The sequence below is a fragment of the Streptomyces palmae genome, assembly GCF_004684805.1.
Lineage (GTDB): Bacteria > Actinomycetota > Actinomycetes > Streptomycetales > Streptomycetaceae > Streptomyces > Streptomyces palmae.
The window spans coordinates 1-1,236 of record NZ_SRID01000697.1 but is presented as its reverse complement, the minus strand read 5'-3'; the positions used below and the strand labels follow the sequence as shown (position 1 = coordinate 1,236).

1 protein-coding gene is annotated in these 1,236 nt (G+C 74.6%); it reads right to left on the bottom strand.

Going from position 1 to position 1,236, the window contains the following annotated elements:
* Positions 1–36: 36 nt before the first annotated feature.
* Positions 37–1,176, bottom strand: a complete 1,140-nt coding sequence (locus tag E4099_RS32145) for a cystathionine gamma-lyase (RefSeq protein ID WP_135342608.1) — start codon at positions 1,174–1,176, stop codon at positions 37–39.
* Positions 1,177–1,236: the final 60 nt, after the last annotated feature.

The following is a 1,236-nucleotide window of genomic DNA, read 5'->3' as shown; positions in this document are numbered from 1 at the left end:
GTTCGCCCCGCCCAGCTCACCCAGTGTCCCGGCCCGCTACGCCTCGCGCGCCGCGTCCAGGGCCCGGTGGACATCGGCGATCAGGTCCTCCGGGTCCTCCGCGCCCACCGAGAAGCGGATGAATCCCTCCGGAACCGCGTCGCCGCCCCAGCGGGCCCGGCGCTCGGCGGTGGAGCGCACCCCGCCGAAGCTGGTGGCGTCGTCCACCAGCCGCAGGGCGTCCAGGAAGCGCTGGGCGTACGCCCGATCCGGGAGGGTGAAGGACACCACGCAGCCGAACCTGCCACCGCGCATCTGGGCCGCCGCGACCGGATGCGCCGGGTCCCCGGGCAGCCCCGGGTGGCGCAGCCCGCTGATCTCCGGCCGTTCGCTCAGCGCCTCGGCGAGCGCCAGCGCGTTGGACGCCTGCCGGTCGACCCGCAGTTGGAGGGTGGCCAGCGAGCGGTGCGCCAGCCAGGCCTCCATCGGTCCGGGGATGGCCCCGACCGTCTTGCGCCAGGCCCGGACCGAGGCGGCCAGCGCCGGAATCCGGGTGGTGGCGTAGCCCAGCAGTACGTCCCCGTGACCGGTCAGCGCCTTGGTGCCGCTGGCCACCGCGAAGTCCGCGCCCAGGTCCAGCGGTCGCTGACCGAGCGGGGTGGCCAGGGTGTTGTCGACCGCGACCAGGGCGCCCTGGGCGTGCGCGGCCTCGGCCAGCCGCCGGATGTCGCAGACGTCGAGCCCGGGGTTGGACGGTGACTCGATCCACAGCAGCCGGGCGCCGTCCAGCACCGTCAGCTGGGCGTCGCCCGCGGTGGGTGCCGTGCGCACCTCGATGCCGTAGCCCTCCAGCCGCTCGCGCAGCGGGACCAGCAGGTTGTAGCCGTCGCTCGGCAGCACCACCGTGTCGCCCTGCCGCAGCTGGGAGAGGAGCACCGCGGAGATCGCGCCCATGCCGGAGGCGAAGACCACCGTCTCGGCCGGGGCCTCGGGCGACTCCAACTCGCTGATCGCCCGCTCCAGCAGCGACCAGGTGGGGTTGGCGTCCCGGCCGTAGGTGTACGGACCGGTGGCCAGGTCGGCGTCGCCGTGCAGGTGGTAGTGCGCGGCGAACACCGGGCCGGGCAGGGTCGGCCGATAGGTCTCCGGCTCGGGCAGTCCGGCCCGTACCGCATGGGTTCCGTCGCCGATGGTCATGCGTGCTCCTTCACCGCGTCGCCCCCGCTGGTCCGCTTCCCACCCGCGCTCCCACACAAA